Origin of the sequence: Oribacterium sp. FC2011, assembly GCF_000701645.1 — a bacterium.
Taxonomy (GTDB): Bacteria; Bacillota; Clostridia; order Lachnospirales; family Lachnospiraceae; genus Oribacterium.
The window spans coordinates 175,296-192,159 of the sequence record NZ_JNJM01000007.1 but is presented as its reverse complement, the minus strand read 5'-3'; the positions used below and the strand labels follow the sequence as shown (position 1 = coordinate 192,159).

At 38.4% G+C, this 16,864-nt stretch carries 20 protein-coding genes and 2 pseudogenes; 4 read left to right on the top strand and 18 right to left on the bottom strand.

The genetic code is table 11. From position 1 onward, the window contains the following. Positions 1 to 116 precede the first annotated feature (116 nt). Entirely contained in the window at positions 117 to 1,712 is a 1,596-nt protein-coding gene (locus tag T357_RS20825; protein WP_044916073.1) for a transposase, read from the top strand. Positions 1,713 to 2,023: 311 nt separating this feature from the next. Further along, a complete protein-coding gene (locus tag T357_RS0107695; RefSeq protein WP_031550555.1) occupies positions 2,024 to 3,202 on the top strand; it encodes a leucine-rich repeat domain-containing protein in 1,179 nt (392 codons plus the stop codon). Positions 3,203 to 3,366: 164 nt separating this feature from the next. On the opposite strand, the pseudogene T357_RS19125 reads toward T357_RS0107695, so the two are convergent. The 15 genes and pseudogenes from T357_RS19125 to T357_RS20175 form a co-directional block, all read right to left on the bottom strand. Continuing rightward, positions 3,367 to 4,310, bottom strand: a pseudogene (locus T357_RS19125) (BREX system Lon protease-like protein BrxL); the annotation flags it as partial. Then, positions 4,303 to 5,880, bottom strand: coding sequence for an ATP-binding protein (locus T357_RS0107685; RefSeq protein WP_031550553.1), 1,578 nt, complete (start codon positions 5,878 to 5,880; stop codon positions 4,303 to 4,305). The pseudogene T357_RS19125 and the gene T357_RS0107685, both read right to left, overlap by 8 nt. A 437-nt stretch (positions 5,881 to 6,317) precedes the next feature. Then, the gene (locus T357_RS0107680) at positions 6,318 to 6,872 is read right to left on the bottom strand and encodes a DUF3644 domain-containing protein (RefSeq protein WP_031550551.1); all 555 of its coding nucleotides are present in this window, start codon (positions 6,870 to 6,872) and stop codon (positions 6,318 to 6,320) included. A 103-nt stretch (positions 6,873 to 6,975) separates the two neighbouring features. Continuing rightward, positions 6,976 to 7,236, bottom strand: a complete 261-nt coding sequence (locus T357_RS0107675) for a hypothetical protein (protein WP_031550549.1) — start codon at positions 7,234 to 7,236, stop codon at positions 6,976 to 6,978. 19 nt (positions 7,237 to 7,255) lie between these two features. Continuing rightward, positions 7,256 to 7,420 (bottom strand): hypothetical protein, encoded by a 165-nt coding sequence (locus T357_RS21140; protein ID WP_155991310.1) that lies wholly within the window; start codon positions 7,418 to 7,420, stop codon positions 7,256 to 7,258. A gap of 35 nt (positions 7,421 to 7,455) precedes the next feature. Continuing rightward, positions 7,456 to 7,656 (bottom strand): annotated as a pseudogene (locus T357_RS19120) (BrxA family protein); the annotation flags it as partial. Further along, positions 7,643 to 7,873 carry a helix-turn-helix domain-containing protein gene (locus T357_RS0107660; protein WP_029201083.1) on the bottom strand — a complete coding sequence of 77 codons (231 nt, stop codon included), beginning with the start codon at positions 7,871 to 7,873 and terminating at the stop codon, positions 7,643 to 7,645. The gene T357_RS0107660 and the pseudogene T357_RS19120, both read right to left, overlap by 14 nt. Before the next feature lie 190 nt (positions 7,874 to 8,063). Next, the gene (locus T357_RS0107655) at positions 8,064 to 8,738 is read right to left on the bottom strand and encodes a hypothetical protein (protein WP_031550546.1); all 675 of its coding nucleotides are present in this window, start codon (positions 8,736 to 8,738) and stop codon (positions 8,064 to 8,066) included. Positions 8,739 to 8,741: 3 nt separating this feature from the next. After that, positions 8,742 to 10,073, bottom strand: a complete 1,332-nt coding sequence (locus tag T357_RS0107650; protein WP_031550543.1) for a hypothetical protein — start codon at positions 10,071 to 10,073, stop codon at positions 8,742 to 8,744. Continuing rightward, the gene (locus T357_RS21420; RefSeq protein ID WP_197027315.1) at positions 10,070 to 10,240 is read right to left on the bottom strand and encodes a hypothetical protein; all 171 of its coding nucleotides are present in this window, start codon (positions 10,238 to 10,240) and stop codon (positions 10,070 to 10,072) included. Before T357_RS21420 ends, T357_RS0107650 begins: the two co-directional genes overlap by 4 nt. Before the next feature lie 112 nt (positions 10,241 to 10,352). Beyond that, positions 10,353 to 10,511 carry a hypothetical protein gene (locus T357_RS21135; protein ID WP_155991307.1) on the bottom strand — a complete coding sequence of 53 codons (159 nt, stop codon included), beginning with the start codon at positions 10,509 to 10,511 and terminating at the stop codon, positions 10,353 to 10,355. After that, entirely contained in the window at positions 10,508 to 10,765 is a 258-nt protein-coding gene (locus tag T357_RS0107635; protein ID WP_031550540.1) for a hypothetical protein, read from the bottom strand. The genes T357_RS21135 and T357_RS0107635 overlap by 4 nt, the downstream gene beginning before the upstream one ends. 290 nt (positions 10,766 to 11,055) lie before the next feature. Beyond that, positions 11,056 to 11,631, bottom strand: a complete 576-nt coding sequence (locus tag T357_RS0107630) for a hypothetical protein (RefSeq protein WP_155991304.1) — start codon at positions 11,629 to 11,631, stop codon at positions 11,056 to 11,058. 106 nt (positions 11,632 to 11,737) lie between these two features. Beyond that, complete coding sequence (locus T357_RS0107625) at positions 11,738 to 12,472, bottom strand: DUF6577 family protein (protein ID WP_031550534.1); 735 nt, start codon at positions 12,470 to 12,472, stop codon at positions 11,738 to 11,740. Positions 12,473 to 12,551: 79 nt separating this feature from the next. Continuing rightward, a complete protein-coding gene (locus T357_RS20175) occupies positions 12,552 to 13,154 on the bottom strand; it encodes a TetR/AcrR family transcriptional regulator (protein ID WP_049962338.1) in 603 nt (200 codons plus the stop codon). A 132-nt stretch (positions 13,155 to 13,286) separates the two neighbouring features. Here T357_RS20175 and T357_RS0107615 point away from each other — a divergent pair, with 132 nt between their 5' ends. Then, a complete protein-coding gene (locus tag T357_RS0107615) occupies positions 13,287 to 14,090 on the top strand; it encodes a hypothetical protein (RefSeq protein WP_031550529.1) in 804 nt (267 codons plus the stop codon). A gap of 49 nt (positions 14,091 to 14,139) precedes the next feature. Here T357_RS0107615 and T357_RS0107610 read toward each other — a convergent pair whose 3' ends face one another. Beyond that, positions 14,140 to 14,484 carry a hypothetical protein gene (locus T357_RS0107610; protein WP_031550525.1) on the bottom strand — a complete coding sequence of 115 codons (345 nt, stop codon included), beginning with the start codon at positions 14,482 to 14,484 and terminating at the stop codon, positions 14,140 to 14,142. 408 nt (positions 14,485 to 14,892) lie between these two features. Here T357_RS0107610 and T357_RS0107605 point away from each other — a divergent pair, with 408 nt between their 5' ends. Beyond that, positions 14,893 to 15,486 (top strand): hypothetical protein, encoded by a 594-nt coding sequence (locus T357_RS0107605; protein WP_031550523.1) that lies wholly within the window; start codon positions 14,893 to 14,895, stop codon positions 15,484 to 15,486. 67 nt (positions 15,487 to 15,553) lie between these two features. Here the strand turns inward: T357_RS0107605 and T357_RS0107600 are convergent, their stop codons facing one another. Both T357_RS0107600 and T357_RS0107595 read right to left on the bottom strand, forming a co-directional pair. Then, a complete protein-coding gene (locus tag T357_RS0107600) occupies positions 15,554 to 15,997 on the bottom strand; it encodes a GNAT family N-acetyltransferase (protein WP_031550520.1) in 444 nt (147 codons plus the stop codon). Between the two features lie 35 nt (positions 15,998 to 16,032). Next, positions 16,033 to 16,770, bottom strand: coding sequence for a YggS family pyridoxal phosphate-dependent enzyme (locus tag T357_RS0107595; protein ID WP_031550518.1), 738 nt, complete (start codon positions 16,768 to 16,770; stop codon positions 16,033 to 16,035). Between the last annotated feature and the right edge of the window lie 94 nt (positions 16,771 to 16,864).

Here is a 16,864-nt window from a genome sequence, read left to right as displayed (position 1 = left end):
GATGTGGGTGTCAAAAGTATTCCCACAATGAACTTTGCTACGAATAAAACTATGTATATCAGTGGTTATGCTGTAAAATAGAAGCAAATAAATTTTATCTATTTGAGGTTATTCCTATGTCTTTTGTTAGAAATGATTGTCAGCAGTTATCACTTTTTGATTCCCTTGGATTTCTTTCTCAGCGCAAGCTGCAGATACTTAACAAGTCATGGGCTAAACCCTTTTCGGATTACATCTTCACAAAAATTGATGAGATGATTTTTGCACCGTTATACAGTCAGAACTCCAATTCCCGTCCAAATGCACCGATCAACGTAATAGTTGGATGCCTGATTCTGAAAGAACTTAATGGTCTTACAGATGACGAGATACTCGAAGAATGTGAGTGCGATTTCAGATATCAGTATGCACTCCATACAACAAGTTTTGAAAACCAGCCAATCAGTGATCGAAGCTTCAGCAGATTCCGTCAAAGAGTCTATGAGTACGAACTTGTAACCGGTGAAGATCTTATCCATACCTGCATAACTGACCTGGCTGAGCAGATCCGTAAGTTCATGGATATAAGTCCGATGATCAAACGCATGGACAGCATGATGATTGAATCCAACATCAAGCATATGAGCCGTTTGGAACTGATATATACCTGCGTTTCAAATCTCGTTTGCACTATCGACAGAGACGGTGCACATGATCTTGTGAAAGGTTTTGAAGAGTACCTCGACCCTAACAATCGTAATCAGGTTGTCTACTATAAACAGGATATACCACAAAGCGAAAGACTTCAAAAGGTTATCGATGATGCAGCAAAACTCCTTCCTCTTTGTGAGGAGGACTATGGAGAAACTACCGATTATCAGCTACTGGTTCGTGCTATTTCGGAACAGTGCAAAAAAGATGAAAATGGAAATACCATTCCTAAAAGCAAGGGCGATGGTATGGGATCTTCGGTTCTTCAGAACCCGTCAGATCCGGATGCAACATATCGCTCCAAAGCCGGCAAAGAGCATCGCGGATACGTAGCAAACATTGTTGAAACTGTAAATGCCAATGGCTCTGTTGTCACTGATTATGATTATGACGTAAACATTCACAGTGATCAGGATTTCATCAAGGAGCACCTTGAGAAACAACCTGTTACAAATGAACACGAAGCAATAATCGTTGACGGAGCATATAACAGTGAAGAGATCCGTACATTAGCTGAAACAAAGAACATATCAGTACTTTCAACAGGACTTATGGGTCAAAAACCGAAAAAGATTATTGGCAAGTTCGAAATGAGTGAGGATTATAAAACTGTCTTCACATGCCCGGAAGGACATGAAGTAAACAGCACTTATTATGAATCCCGGGATCAACTCAGGATTTCACTTCCAAGTTGTCATTGCAACGGATGTCCTCATCAGAAAGAGTGTAATCCAAGTCTCGGTAAAAGAGTTGCCAGTCTGCTTCTGCCCATGAAAACAATCAGAGCAGAAAAGCGTAACTCCGAACTTGATCCAGAAACTCGAAAAATGATAGGCCGGATAAGAAACGGAGTTGAAACAGTTCCATCGGTCATTCGAAATAAATATCTTGTGGATACAATGCCAGTACGTGGGAAGCTGAGAACAAAACTGTTCTTCGGCTTTAAAGTTGCGGCCTTAAACTTCCAAAAACTCAGAAGATTTATGGATGGCAAGGAATTATGCAGAGGATTTGCCCTGTGATAGGGGCTAATCTCTCTTACTCCTAAGCCCATAACTCGGATTTTCATAGTTTTATTCAGTTGACAAGGTTCAAATGTATATAACTGAGTGTCAATTGCTCACAAAAATGGACTTTTGACCCTCACATCATATAATCAAATATTACCATTGATAATAATTATACAGCCATCATACATTTTCTTCTAGAATCTGCTTGTAAGCCGCTTATTATATAATCAATAAAGGTATGCCATAAATAATATAAATTTGATAGGATATTAAAATATGCTATTCTATCCATATCTCTTTATGTAATTAATCGAGGTCAAAACATGAATAATGACAATGAATATAATCAAAGTATAAATAATCTTGTTCATCACCTAAATGTCATTGCACATAAAAAATTATTAAAACCACGAATTGAAGCTTCTTTCAAGTCACTAACGTCCAATATTCAAAATTCCACTTATGATGCATTTTCAAACGAAGATTGGGATGAATATATTCTTGATAATTTTGAACTAGAAAGAAAATTAGGCGGATATTGTATAAGTAAATATATTGGATTTGATGAAAACATTATTATACCTGCATATTTTGATGGAGAACCTATTATTTCAATAGGCCATAATGCATTCTACAAACTAAAAACAGCGAAAAAAGTAATTATTGGAAATGATATAATTGCCATTGATGATTCTGCTTTTCAAGGCTGTTCTTCGTTAAAAAATATAATACTTCCAAATTCGCTGATTTTTATAGGCAATAGCTCATTTTATGGTTGTTCATCATTAGAAAGAATAAATCTTCCTGATGGTATAAGATATATAGGTGAAGCATGTTTTAGTGATTGTGGAATAAAAGAATTGACATTGCCAAATTCTTTAAAATACATCGATAGTTATGCTTTTTCAAATACAAATATTGAAGAGCTATATTTGCCTTATGGTGTAGAGTTTTTAGGATATAAAGCATTCTATAACTGTAAGTATTTACGGAATGTTGAATTACCTTGTACATTACAAATTATATCCGAGGCCGCTTTTCTTGATTGTGCAAATATTAGTGAAATTGATATTCCCTCTTCTGTAAGTGAAATAGGAGATGATAATTTTAAATATTCTTATATTGTTCAACCAGACAAAAGATATAACCCTCGAATTTTTACAGCATCAAGTAACACCGTCATTTCATGTTCACCTGGGTCGTGTGCGCAAGAATATGCAAGAAAAAATGACTTATCATTATATAAATCGAAAAAACAATATATCCATAAAGACACAACCCAATACACACCAATGTATTTATTCTCGAGGACCACATGTTTTTTAGATACAGCATATCATATTCATATACCCACCTTACTTTCAGATTACTGTATTAACATTATTTATTATGATGATAATGAAGACACATTCATTTTAAATATAAAAAAAGATATTTACGCAAAGTATGGTAGAACAAACTTATATTCATCTGATATTGCTAATCTTAAACACGTACTTTAATCAAATCGCTAACAAGTATTCTGAATAATTCACATAAAGCTAAAGTTGAGTATACCTAGAGTATGTGAATTATTCAGTCTTTCTTTTCATTGTCAATGTTATTTTAAATCTTAAATGGATTAACGCTAATGATTTTCACGCATCTCATAGGCAAATAATGGTTCTTACTCAACCCCTAGCGCCTTAAATACCGCATCCTCGGCGCTCTGATAGAAAATCAAATTAAAACTGCTCATAAGCTCGGGTGGCACAGTGCCAAAATCTGAGGAAGTAATACTTTCTTTGCACCACTATCAAGGCAAACCTGAAGCGTATCTGCCAAATTTTCTACCTTTATCATTGTTCCACTGATGCTTATCTCACCAAGAACCGCAAGAGAACTTTGTACCGGTCTTCCTAAGGCGATGGAGCAAAGTGCGATCAATGTAGGAAGGGCCAGCTTATTTGACATACCTATGCCCTGTAAATCCTGGAAGTTTATGACAAAGTCTTTCGTTCCAACACCGATTGAACCACTGATCCGTCCTGCATTAGCCTTAAGGAAACTGTACGCTGTATTTGTGGCTTCTTTGCATTCTCTATCAGTTCCAAGGCCTGTCCTATCAAACTTGCCATTTCCGGGAAGCATCTGGGATTCCAGCCTGAATACACCTATCATGCCGGACTTGCCCTGAGATACTGTATATACCTGCCCCGGATTACACATTCCTTCAGGAATCAGCTTTCCTCCACCCTGCTCAGGAACGGAAACATAATGTTCTTCAAAAGTCTCGTTATCTATGTAAGAGAAATTAACTTCATAGAACTCCATACCACCGAGTTTCTTGAGCTGTTCCTTAACTCTCCTACGCATTTCAAGAGAAATCTTTAAAACCTCTTCAAGTTCTTCTTTAGTGAACTCGCCGTTCGGATAAATGATCTTAATAAAACCGTCCACCATTTTTCTTACAGCTATGGTGTCGCGCTGGTTAAGGTTCTTTCCAAGGCGGAAATACTTCTCTATGGAGTCACCATATGATTCTTTACGTAGTTCCCTTATAAACTCAGCAAGATAATCCGTGATAAATCCATAATCATTTGTGAAGTGTTCAGGTCTGAATTTAGGGATTCAGCAAATACTTACCTTTTCCCTTACCCTTTATCGGAATTATGATATCATTCGTTTCCATCAGTTTTAAAATATACCGTGCTTTTGTTGTCTTACAGGAAAGAATTTGCATTATTTCCTTAGAAGTAATGACCTGCATTATTTCTATATTGTTAATTGCCGTTTCGATATCCACTACTTCCTTTTGGGATAGTTCTTCAGCTACTTCTTTCTCATGTAACTTTTCTAGTAATACATCTTTCCATGGAATCGACGCGTCGTTTGGCTGAATACCCACGTTTTGTTCCTCAATCGACGCGTTTTGCCCTTCAATCGGCGCGTCGTTTGGCTGAATCGACGCGTTTTGCCCTTCAATCGACGCGCCATTTGGCTGAATCGACGCAAAAGTTGCCGATTGAGCCTTATATGACGCACTATTCACCGTCGTTTTAAGAATAAATGTGTTGTTATCGTATACAGGATCAGGCAGTCCGACAGCTTCCAGTTCCTTACACATACGATCCACACCTTCGCCATACTCCTTAACATAACCGTAATCCTTAAGGAAAGCTGCAATCTTAGGATTTCTGGAAAAATGAGTATATCGAATATTCTCCTTCTTTACCATTCCTGCAAAGTTCCCCGGGCTGTCCACTTCCAGACGGTCATCAAACATTTTGATCTGGATGTCTGTACCTTTTATTCCATAATCTCGGTGGGTAGCTGCATTGACCACAATCTCTGTTCGGACGAACTCGCTGTACTCTTCTTCGGTCACGAAGATACCATTTGAACCAAGATAGGTCTTCTCCTTCATCTGGATTTTTATGAAGTCAACCGCTTTTTCGACCTGCTCCAGGATGCGGCCTTCAAAGATGACATCCTTAACTACGTTCATGTCCCTGCCAACCTTAGCCTCAACGCCGTCATAGCGGATAAAGCGTATAAAGGCCCGTGGGAAATAGAGCTGCGGATTTTTTCCAAACAGCAGGATTGCAGCCACAGATATTTGGTCTTTACCATCCTTCACCGTAACAAACTTCTTATTTTCTCTGACATATTCCTCAGGAGACTTGCTGTATCCGATCCTATTGCAGTAACTCCGCACAAAATCCACGTCAAGGTCTTGAATCGTTGCATCAGCCACAGGCTCATCTTCATAGTAACGGACACCTTTGGCATACATCAGTGTCATACGATCATTAAAATCCAGTTTTTTACTTTTATCTCCGACCCGTATAAATGCTTCATCCGCCTGATTTGAGTGGAGAAGAGGACTGGCTTCAATATGCATCAGTAAAACATGATCCTGTTTACCTTCATAGTTGGTACATTCAATCATCTCTGTAGTGACCGATACTGTCGGATTGCAAAAGTCTATAGGTGTCCTGAGAATCTCATTTAACTGTTCGGTATGATAATCAACACCTTCAATTCTGCGTGTTTTATCAGATATGCCTATAGCCACAGTTCCGCCATCTGCATTAGCAAAAGCACAAATGGTATCAGACAGATCAGCCGGCTTTATGTTTATACTCTTTCGGTCAAAAATCTGTTTTTCATCTTTAGCCATTACTTCTTCTATCGTCATTGTCTGATACCTGCTTTCTTACTTCTTAAAATTTCTAAACTTCTCTGCATCCATCATGATTGCCTTAGTGCCCATATTCTTACCCCCTGAAATCACGGTAATATATATACTTCAAGAACACTTTATAAAAATAATACTCTAACAACATTTACTTCATGATTAATTATGTGATTTGATACGAAACCCAGGCAAAAGGTTTAAATTATCAATCATTATTAGAATTGTACGATATCCAGTTTTCTCCATGATATTCATTTATTTTCTGCACAAGTTGCCTTAAATATTCCTCAAGCCTAATCCACAGGACATCTGATGAGAATTGACAAATCTGCATTTAATGTTATAATGCAGATAGTCAACTTGTGACGGATTAAAGCTGGGTTCCCGAATGGGAGTAGGCATCTAGGTGCTTAGAATTCCTTTGCTCCTGGGGTTGACTATTTTTTTGCACATTTTTTCTTCAAGTCATCAAGTAGAGTCCTAGGAGATTTCTTTATTTCATCGTAAATAAAATCTATTGCTTGTTGCGAATAACTATATTGTGGTTGCTTAGATAGAGTAATGAAATTTTCCGGAATTACTTGTGTCATGTCTACATTATGAAATTCCATCATTTTATCCACAAAATTAAAGACACACGCCTGTAGTAAAGGAACATATACTGCTTCATATTCCTCTGTTATAAAATGAGTGCTTGTATTTCTTAATTCTATTACCTTTTCAAGATTCTTTCTGAGTGGAGCTTTCTCATTTGTAAATATTTTCTGGACACAATTTTTAAGAGTGATTGTTCTATTGGTTTTATCAGAATAATATATTGAATTTTCGCCAAACTTATTAATCATAAGTGCCTTAAGCATAAGCTCCCAGGCATTGCAAATAAAGAAACTAAATCCTTCCAGACGATATCGAATAGATGGCTTATTATATATCTCTATTGCCATAACAAATGCTTCCTTTGATTTATCTATCAGTTGTTCTTGTGTTGTCATTTACCCTACATCCTTTTTTCGTCACTAATTATCTTAATTATCCCATAATCTCTCCCACAACATCCAAGATTATTAGTTGTGGAAGAGATTTAGCATAATTCATTTAAAACTCAACATTAACGATGTCGTTATTATCAAGTTCTGAAAGGAGTGTTTTCTTTAGCTGTTCTATATACTTATCAACATCCTCAGCCTTTTCGATTCTCCATGATGAGGTATGAGCTACATTCTTTATGGTCACATTCTTAGTCTTCTTTACCGGTACATTGATAACAACATCCACAACAGGAGCGCCCTTAGATTCAGTTGCAGCCTTTGCCTCTTCAGCTTTATTAGCCAAAAGCTTCGCATCAAGATCATTCATCTCATTAAGGAGTCTTATCTTAAGAGTGCTGGTAATTTACTGCAAGTGTATTCATTTCTCCGATTCTGTTCTGGACATACTTCTGGAAAGTTCTCATTCCATTATCTTCATCATCTGTCATGAGTGAGGAACCGAACATCTCCTTTATAACAGTCCGAACAGCCTTCTTGTCCTTTTCAGGCACACGTACTCTGACTTCTGTGAGAAGCTTATCTACGTACTGTTTATTCTTGCTGTAACCGTTGAGTAAATCATTTTTGCTCTGGCAGGTGTACTTGCACCAAAAACATTCTCATACTCACTAAGTTTTTTTATATCGTCAAAGGTCTTTCCTGATGAAAGCAGTTGAACTTCCTTTCTGAACTCCATGAACCAGAAGGAAAACTTAACAGCCCCGGCGCTATACTTATTTCTTTTCACGTGTGTCTCCTTCATCATCCGGGATCATTTCCATAATGTCACCAACATCACAACTAAGGCAGTCGCATATCCTCATGATGACATCCATGGAAATATTTTCATTCTTTCCCATCTTTGCAATGGTATTTGGACTGGTCCTTACGGCTTCCATGAGTTCAGTCTTATTCATGCCCTTATCTATTAGTAATTTCCATAATTTGTTGTAGCTAACTTTCATTTCTGTTATCCTCTTCAGGCTTATCCATTGTTACGCCAACATATAAATTTTAGCATATATGAAAGGATACAGAAATAAAGAATCTATAAATACCTATATATTTTCTATTTTATAGTGACTCAAAGAAATATTAAATCAAATGCATCCGCCATTGTATTGGTCACGGATGCATTCGTTTACAAATTTATTTTTAGGAACTAATATCCCTCGAATCCGAAGAGCTTACTACTTCCCCGGAATCTGCATTCACAAAATCCACATGGACATTATCTGGTGCATTCCCCGAGAAAACTCCGTACATACCGCCATACATATAGAGCGCTAATATTCCAAATGACTCTGAAAAATCCGGTTCCTGATTCTTTGTAGTAACGGTGAAGCTTGTAAAATCGTCATTAGCTTCGATCTTTGTGATATTCGGATACTCCTCTGAACCTACCATTTCTTGGAGCGAAGAATTAATGGAATCCCTGATCCCTGAAAGAAGCTCCTCATGCTGTGCCTTATTCATCACATAGGTAGCACTTCCGTCACTGTTCAATGTTATGGATTTATACCCTTTTTCCTTTGCTAACTCATCAAGCTCTTTCTGGGTAGCCTCTCCAACAAAGTCCTTCGGAATATTAAGGGTCACATTGAATAGCCCCTTGTCTACATTCACTTCGCCAAGCACTTCAAGCTCTTTCATTCCATCATCTGAAGCCACTGTAGTTTCTTCTGTCTCTGATTCCGAACTTTTTTCGGTCTCTGCAGTTGTACTCTTTAAAGCCTCTGACTTTGCTTCCTCCACCTGGCTGCCGCAGGCTGAAAGTGCCGATAAACAAATTGCAAATGTAAGGATTATGGCTAATGCTCTCTTCTTCATGACTTAGAACCCTCCCTTTCGCCCGGTGAAATAGACTTCAACCGTATCAAATGGCTCATAAACTGTGATCTGCTTTGAAAGGGTAGTTCCCGGCTTTATCTCACTGTCTCCGTCTGTTATGTATGTTGATCCATATTCAACTACGTTTCCGGATGAATCCAGAAATAAAGCGTAGGCTTCAACAAACTTTGCGGCTTCAGTTCCCTTGTTTGTTGCAGTAACGACTACGTTCTTATCATTTATGTTCTGAACCACTTCAAGATCACTAAGTACCGAACCATAATATGGATCCGTATCATAGCTCATGGCGTATTCAACATGATCAATGTCCTTTACAGAGTCAAAGTAGAAGGTTGCTATTGATTCTTCTCCCGGCCCTATCACATCTATGGAACCGTCATCAGCACCGATAACATTTCCTGATGCATCATAAGCTGTCATATTGACATCGATACCAACAGTTTTTTCACTGTTGTTCTTGATAATAAGGAACCGCATACTATCACCTATACTGTTTTCGTGGCTGTATTCCTTTACTGAAAAATCACTGTCTGATACATCACTTGTTGCAACAGAAGCTTCTCCGTTGGATCTTCCAGTGAGATAACACTCAACATGATCAAAGCCTTTATAGGTGGTGAGCTGTGCTGACAATGTTGCTCCCGGCTTTATTTCGCTGTCATTGTCTGTAACGTATTTGGAGCTATATTCTACAACATTGTTGTCTGCATCAAAGAAAAGAGCGTAGGCTTCTACAAACTGGGCATTGATATCACCATCGTTCGTTGCCATGATGGTCAAGTTCTTATCATTGATAGTCCGCTCCATACGAATATTGTTGATGACCGGCTTATAATATGGACTTGTGCCATATGAAAGAGCACAGTCTACCTTGTCTATTCCGGATACACTGTCAAAATAGAAAACCATAAGGCTCGTCTCTCCGGGACCAAGTACATCTATATCCCGCTGACTTGCCCCTATCACACTACCTGCCGAGTCATAAGCTGTTGCATTTCCGTTGATCTCTACTGTGGCAGCGGAATTATTCTTTACTATATAGAAGTAAAGTGAATCTCCTATCGAGTTTTCATAGATATAGCCGGTCTTTTCAAAATCATCATCGCTTACTGATTTTGAAGTCACCGAAGACGCTGTTTCCTTCTTCTGCCTGTTATCGACTACTGTAGAACCGGAACCGCCGCTCTTCTCGGTTTCTGTACGATTGTCCATCACTTCAACATTTGATTCAGTAGTCTGAGCAGAACTTTGGTTTGACCCACAGCCTGCCAAAATTGCCATTGATAAAATAAGTGCCAAAGACCATTTCTTCATGATTCAGCTCCTCCTATACCTTTCTGGAGTAATCGTGGTCCGATTCCTGAAAGTAACGCCGCAAGCGCTCCTACGATACAGGCAAGGCCAATGTCCCCAAACATCATGGAACCAAGAAATATCCCCGCCACTCCCACAAGAATAAGTAAAATAGCTATAACTTTCATTTCCAACCTCCGTGTTAGATATATATGAAGTTTCTCTGTGCCTCCCTACACAGGTTTTACCGGTATTTTGTTAAACAGATTTTTTGAACCTGATTTATGAATTTATTTGTTTTCAGAAGAAAATATGAAGTAGAACCAGTGCTATGAAAATGGCAAATACTACTACTGTCACGAATTCCCAAAGACTGTCCCCTGATCTTTCACCGTGATGGTAAAACTCATAGTCCAGATAATCATCTTCAAATTCTACGTCATATCTCTTATCACTCATGCTATCTTTGCCACCTCCTTAAAGCCTTTTATGCAGAAAATGCCATCATTCATAAAGGCCCTTACATCATCTTCAAACCCTTGTCTTGAAAGGTAATCTACCCGCTCTAAAACATCATTCCATTTCTTTCGAAACACTTCGAGATCCATGCCACACATCTCAGAGACTTCCTTTTCACTGTAACCTGCAGCATACCTTATGCGGATATCAATGTTCCTTAGCATCAGTGTCTTTTTACTTGGCATCCTAACCATACAGTCCTCCTGATTCTTTACCAGTCACGCTCTTCGTGACCACAACTCTATACTTTTATATATGCATCCGCCATTGTATTGGTCACGGATGCTTTAAGATGTAAGAAGAATCAAATCCTTTCCAATGAGGCTTCTTTGTTCTTCTTATCCTATAAATATCGTAGCAAATAAGGTGAGAAAAAAATGTACACAAAAGGAGAACATATATTTGCATATAAAAACACCCATATTGGCAAAATTTCAAAGTTTTGCCAATATGGGTATCGTATGTTCATAATTAATATATGCTGTTATTTGCTATCACTAAAAGCTTTTAATTGCTCCATCGCCTCAACCGCGTAAGCATAGCCTTCTGGAGCTAATCTCTTTATCTTTGAAAGCTTACTGTATTTTTCCATAGGAATAACTTTTTTAAGGAATACTTCAGGATGATCTATCCTTTGTATCTCAGAGTCAGTTAATATACAAGCTGCCGCATACATTACCTTACATGCTCTGACTACTGCCATTTCAGCCGTAAACTTCCCATCAAAAATATGATTATCTATCGCTCTAATACCCGATAGGTAAAGCTCATAATCATTGCCTATCTGACCCCTTCCCGCTATGCAGGCAGCTGCATCTATGGTATCTAACAACACATCAATGTATGTTATCTCTTTTTCCCTGTACGCTATTTCTGACTGAACTGTAGCCATATAGGAATCACGCACATCCTTAAAATTGTCAACCATCTCAAACAGACACGAAACATCGTACATCTGCTTTATGATCTCAAGTTCTTTATCAATTCCAAACGGAATGCCTGTTGTATGTGGTGCAAATGCCGTAAGCTTATCACCCATTATGCAATTTACTGTTGGCATTGTCACGTTGATGTAGGGTTCTTCAGTTATTAACAGAGGACTCTTTATTTGCCTCTGAGTAGTCCTTCCTCAATATGTTCAATCGAAAAGTTCTGTTCTAATATCATCAGTCTTCTCCCAACAATTTAATATTTGTATATTCTTTAATATAATTAACGAGCTGGTCCTTTCTGTTCCTGCGTCTTGCGTACCTGAGCATCTTTGTCTGATCTATATTATACTTATCAAATATTGATTCGAGCATTTCAGGATAATCTCCTTTAGAAATCATGCTCATAAGAGTTTTATTTGAAAACAACTCAACAATAATTTTCTCCATAGGAACCTCATGGGCATTATTCTTACCCTTTGGACTTTCACTAATCAAACGCTCTATGATAATGCTGTCAGTCTGCAGATAATACTGTAACTCTTTTACTGAAGGTCTTAATAGCATCTTTCCATTATAATTGTCAGCAATAGATGTATATACAAATTCGCACCCGTCATTTTCCACATCAAGAAATATCCTGTTATGCGCAACCAGGTGATTTAAGAACTCGTTGAGCCAGGTTATTTCCCACACTTGAAAGTTTAAATATGGGTACTTTTCCTTCACATCTTCAATTAGCTTCTTGGCTTCATTTGAATAAACAGGATTATATTCCTGTTTGCTGCTCTTCTTACGGACATAGTGATTATGTGCGATCCTAACAATATTTCCACGAACAAGCAAACCCTCCATTAGATTACGCATATCCGTATCTTTGAAACCTTCTTGTGCAATGGAGGCAGCGTCAAACACATCACGTCTTGTAAAGATGTCTTTGTCTATTAAATTCAAAACAGTGCTGGTATCCACTAAAATCACCTCTTTCTATAGATAGAATCACATATACCCGTATTGGCAATATTTTGATTTTTTGCCAATATGGGTATATTTACTTACCATCATTTAAAGCCTCAAGCTGCCTTATCCCCTCTTTACTGAGATATGGCTTAAATAATCTTAGACTTAAGGAAATGAACGAATCTTCATTCATGGTAGTATATGTATTTTTACGCCCTGAGTTAACCGCCCATGTTACATGAGAAAGCATCTCCATCTCGATGATATCCCTAAGATCCTCATCCCCTACGGACTTTTTTATAACGCCGCATTCTCTCAGGTCCATAACCTTTTTCAGCAATATTTCCTTTTGCTTTTTTACATTATTTCTGTTGTATTCATACAGATCATCATCCATGGTCTGAAGACTCATATCCGAAAAGAAGAATGAATTTGCCTGAATCCCCTTAGTCATCTGTAAAAGATGTAACCTCAGGTCATCAAGAGACTTTGCTTTATCCGTATTAAGCTCCACAAGATTATTCTCTAAAAGAGCCTTTAATATATCATCCCTTTTCTTGAAATGATATGTGAGGTTTCCAATGCTTATTCCCATAGCATCGGATATCTTTCTTAAGGATACTTTCCTGTATCCGTTCTCATTAAACAATCTCTGGGCTGTAGAGAGGATCTTACTCCTTGTATCGTTAATCATAGCATTTCCCTTTCATTCTAGAGATAATTATAGGACATTTGTACTAATTTTGCACGTAAAAATATTGACAAGCCGAGGAAGTTATTTATAATCAATTAGTACAAACGTACTAATTGAAAGGATTTATATATTATGAAGAAAACTATTATTACTACTGCACTTATTTCTGCAATTGTTATGGCAGGCTGCACATCTAATGTACCTGTTGCAAACCCTACTACCGAGCCTGAAACCACTTCTGCTCCTGAAGTAACTGAAACAACAGCGACCTCTGGTCCTGTAGAAAAAGTCGCATACGGCACATACTCGAATGATGGTGAAGCATCAGACAATCTTATACGTGTTACTCTTACTATTGAAGACGGCAAAGTAACCTCTGCAGTATTTGATGACATGCTTATCCCTGTTGCTAATGGCGGAGCTGCCGGAATCGCTGAACTTGATGATGAAACAAAGACAGCCCTTGGTGACATGGTGATAGAAGCTAATGATAAGGCATATCCTACTTCCATGAAGATTGGTGACTATATCTTTACTGCAAAGGAAGATGATAAAACCGGAGTAGCATATGCAGCTGAGATTGACGGGAAAGAAACTGAACTCATGACTTATATTGTCACAAAGGAAGGCGGTGACTGGTACTGTTCTCAGGATAAGGCAGAATTTCTTGATAAGGATGGAAATGTTGTAGGAGAAGCTAAGATTCAGACAAAGAAGGACATTAACCACGGTGAAGACTTCTGGCCAAGTGATTTACACTTCAACGGTAACATTGGAGCTTTAGAGAAGTTTGTTGTTGAGAACGGCCTTGACTATGACCTCTCACAGATGGTTCAGAACGATGATCATGTTTGGGTAGTTGCTGATGCCGTAACTGGTGCAACCCTTGCCGGTGCTCCTAATTATCTCCGTATCGCTCAGGAAGCAGCAAAATAATGTGAATAATAAAGCAAAGGAAGGGTTCTCTGGCCCTTCCTTTTTAAGTTCATTGTTTTTGAACATACTCAGTATAAACCTGGTCCACCGCTTCGTAATCCCTAAGATCATCCTGCTTTACATAGATTTCATATGCGATCTCTTTAAGTTTGTTTGCCTCTTCCACTGACACATTATGCTTTTCCATAAACCGTTCCATCATGTATCCTTTCAGAAACCGCTTATGTCCCTCGTAGTCCTCATCAGACCTGATTTTCTTCCACTCTTCTTCAGTTACCGCCTGAAATAATCCGTCAACCTCCGTATTTTTCAGCAATAAGTATTTCTCCATGGCTTCTTCCTTGGTTTCTGCGTTGATAATCACTTCCTGTTTGGGAATTATTCTATATACCATAATTTCCTCTTTCTACAGCACGCAGCTGCTAAATACTGCATCATCCAAAAATACGTATGCTCCACGAGCTTTTCTATAATGAACCATATCTCCGGATGACTTGTTTATGTTACAGGATAATTATGGAAAGGAAAATCCAGTATAAGAAAAAGGTGTTATACAAAGCTAGGTACTCGCACAGTCAATTATTTACGGATATAAGTATATATTTATATATATTCGTTATTCGCATACGGCTTTAATTAATTTAATGCGGTCACCAATGTCTCCTGCCCTCCAATCTAAGGACATCGTATCAATTTCTGGTCTGGCTTTATTTCCATGTTTTTCTATTAAATTGTACTGAATCTGCCGATAAACCCAGTAGGAAGTATTTAGTTTGCTGAACATGATTTCAGGAGGTTTGTCATGCCAAAACTAACGATAAATGATGCCCTCACTACCTATGGGAAACAGATCAGACAATATACGATGAGGATGAGCGAGGTTCGTTACGAAAAAGAATCATTGGCAAAAATAATGGAAGAAGAGCCGGAAAAAGCTGACATATTAAAGGAAGATTATGACCGACTTGAACTCAGTTACCAGGCGCTCTCTAAAAAACATAAGGAATACTGTGATTATACGGCCATGGTCACAGAATTACAGGCATCCCTACAGAATATACAGGCTGCCAAAAATGAAGCTGACGCTTACGCCAAGGAGAGCGAAGAAATGAGCAAATGTATGCAGGTAGCCATTCGTTACGGAAAAGGTGACCGCGTTCCTGCAAAAGATCTAAAGAAACTGATGGAAAAGTTCCCGGAACTTTACACCATGGCAGAGCAAATGAGGATGATGGCTAAAAAATCCAATAAGAAACATAAGTCTCTTTGGGAAGACGAAGAGGAAAAACCGGAAGATCAGCAGGATATTGGCGAAACCGAAGCTCCTGAAGGCGCTCCGGAAATAGTAGAAGCTGATGCTGTAGCTTCGGATGCCGGAGGACCTAACGCAGAATAGAACAAAGAAAGACCTGTGAAGATACTGCTAATACTTCACAGGCCTTATACTCTCTCAATTGGATTTCTTATAATTCCATCCCCATCAGAATCACTTCATTTTCTTTCTTAAATCCATACCTTTCGTAGAATTCGGGTAGAACGCCTTCCCCGGCAGTAATGAGGTGCACACCTACCATCCCTTGATTTTTTATATCAGCAAGACACTTTTCCATGAGAAGTTTTGCTATACCGCGTCTCTGATATGCCGGATCTACTGCCAGGTCATTAATCTCAAAAGTCCTGCCATAATGGAACAGCATTGATGTACCAAGGATAAATCCAACAACCTTGCCATCCTCGATGCATTCCAAACCATACGACTGTTTTGATTCTAGAAGTTCTCTTACATGGATAATAGCATCCTCTACATTCCATGGATCATTCCAGGGCTCACCGCTAAAAGCTGCCGCATATATCTCGCCGTATCTTTCTAGATTTTCAATATTTATAGACTGAATTAAATATCCCATAGGTCTTCATTACACCTTAATAATTATCCTGTTAACTATACATTATAATTTCTATTACCGAATATTGCGGTACCGACTCTCACCATTGTGGCTCCCTCTTCTACCGCTACTTCATAATCTCCGGTCATGCCCATAGAAAGAACTGGGAGTTTGAAGTCATTGTCCTGATCGGCTATGAGTTTATCCTCATAAAGCTCATGTGCCAAAGTGTTAAGGTCTCTAAAGAACATTCTGTTGGTCTCCGGATTCTCTGTATAAGGTGCTGAAGTCATGAGACCGAGAACCTTCACATGAGGGAAAGCCAATATCTCTCTTGCTGCATCCTTCACGGTCTCTGTATTAAATCCCCATTTACTCGCCTCTTCTGCCACGTTAACTTCAAGAAGAATGCGCATCACCACATCCTTCTTTGCTGCTTCTTTCTCAATCTGTTCAGCAAGGGCTATGGAATCAACGGAATGGATAAGAGCTGTATTCCCGATAAGGTACTTAACCTTATTCTTCTGAAGGTGTCCTATCATATGCCATCTTACGTTAGACATATCAGTTATATTCTCAGCATCTTCTATCTTATCCATCATCTCCTGGACATAGTTCTCACCAAACTCTTTAGCACCGGCATTCCTTGCTTCAAGGATATCTGAGAAAGGCTTTGTCTTACTTACTGCAACAAGGGTCACTTCCGAAGGATTACGTCCTGCTCTCCCACATGCAGCCTTTATCTTTTCCTCTACACTCTTTAGGTTTGACTCAATAGAAATCTCATCACACATTACTAACATCTCCTTCCGAATCACTTGTGAGTCAGTGTATCGCTTATCTGATCATTATAAAATAGTCAAATTTGAAATAAATCATATGATCAGA

What these genes read in the sequence shown, in the direction of transcription:
- T357_RS20825 (WP_044916073.1), top strand. Translation starts at nt 117, where the DNA reads ATGTCTTTTGTTAGAAATGATTGTCAGCAGTTATCACTTTTTGATTCC.
- T357_RS0107695 (WP_031550555.1), top strand. Translation starts at nt 2,024, where the DNA reads ATGAATAATGACAATGAATATAATCAAAGTATAAATAATCTTGTTCAT.
- T357_RS0107685 (WP_031550553.1), bottom strand. Translation starts at nt 5,880, where the DNA reads ATGACGATAGAAGAAGTAATGGCTAAAGATGAAAAACAGATTTTTGAC.
- T357_RS0107680 (WP_031550551.1), bottom strand. Translation starts at nt 6,872, where the DNA reads ATGACAACACAAGAACAACTGATAGATAAATCAAAGGAAGCATTTGTT.
- T357_RS0107675 (WP_031550549.1), bottom strand. Translation starts at nt 7,236, where the DNA reads ATGAATGATCTTGATGCGAAGCTTTTGGCTAATAAAGCTGAAGAGGCA.
- T357_RS0107660 (WP_029201083.1), bottom strand. Translation starts at nt 7,873, where the DNA reads ATGAAAGTTAGCTACAACAAATTATGGAAATTACTAATAGATAAGGGC.
- T357_RS0107655 (WP_031550546.1), bottom strand. Translation starts at nt 8,738, where the DNA reads ATGAAGAAGAGAGCATTAGCCATAATCCTTACATTTGCAATTTGTTTA.
- T357_RS0107650 (WP_031550543.1), bottom strand. Translation starts at nt 10,073, where the DNA reads ATGAAGAAATGGTCTTTGGCACTTATTTTATCAATGGCAATTTTGGCA.
- T357_RS21420 (WP_197027315.1), bottom strand. Translation starts at nt 10,240, where the DNA reads ATGAAAGTTATAGCTATTTTACTTATTCTTGTGGGAGTGGCGGGGATA.
- T357_RS21135 (WP_155991307.1), bottom strand. Translation starts at nt 10,511, where the DNA reads ATGAGTGATAAGAGATATGACGTAGAATTTGAAGATGATTATCTGGAC.
- T357_RS0107635 (WP_031550540.1), bottom strand. Translation starts at nt 10,765, where the DNA reads ATGGTTAGGATGCCAAGTAAAAAGACACTGATGCTAAGGAACATTGAT.
- T357_RS0107630 (WP_155991304.1), bottom strand. Translation starts at nt 11,631, where the DNA reads ATGCCAACAGTAAATTGCATAATGGGTGATAAGCTTACGGCATTTGCA.
- T357_RS20175 (WP_049962338.1), bottom strand. Translation starts at nt 13,154, where the DNA reads ATGATTAACGATACAAGGAGTAAGATCCTCTCTACAGCCCAGAGATTG.
- T357_RS0107615 (WP_031550529.1), top strand. Translation starts at nt 13,287, where the DNA reads ATGAAGAAAACTATTATTACTACTGCACTTATTTCTGCAATTGTTATG.
- T357_RS0107610 (WP_031550525.1), bottom strand. Translation starts at nt 14,484, where the DNA reads ATGGTATATAGAATAATTCCCAAACAGGAAGTGATTATCAACGCAGAA.
- T357_RS0107605 (WP_031550523.1), top strand. Translation starts at nt 14,893, where the DNA reads ATGCCAAAACTAACGATAAATGATGCCCTCACTACCTATGGGAAACAG.
- T357_RS0107600 (WP_031550520.1), bottom strand. Translation starts at nt 15,997, where the DNA reads ATGGGATATTTAATTCAGTCTATAAATATTGAAAATCTAGAAAGATAC.
- T357_RS0107595 (WP_031550518.1), bottom strand. Translation starts at nt 16,770, where the DNA reads ATGTGTGATGAGATTTCTATTGAGTCAAACCTAAAGAGTGTAGAGGAA.